The following is a 278-nucleotide window of genomic DNA, read 5'->3' on the forward strand; positions in this document are numbered from 1 at the left end:
TATACGCCTAGCGCTAATTTCGTAGGAGAAGATTCAATCACCTACGAAGTTTCGGACGGTAATGGTGGAGTCGCCAATTCAACCGTCGCAGTAACTGTAAACTCAACTGAGGATGATCCAATTACTATTGTTGGAACTGGTGCTGCAGAAACTTTAGAGGGTGGAAATAATAACGATAACCTCGCAGCCAAAGGTGGAAAGGACGTTCTATATGGATATGAAGGCAACGACACGCTACACGGTGGTGGCGGTGCCGACTCTCTATATGGCGGCTTGGG

At 47.5% G+C, this 278-nt stretch carries 1 protein-coding gene; it reads left to right on the forward strand.

All coding sequences use genetic code 11. The features are described from left to right. A partial coding sequence (locus tag A3756_RS27505) for a cadherin-like domain-containing protein (protein WP_197481217.1) occupies window positions 1-278 on the forward strand: 278 nt, incomplete at both ends.

Source organism: Oleiphilus sp. HI0086 (genome assembly GCF_001635225.1).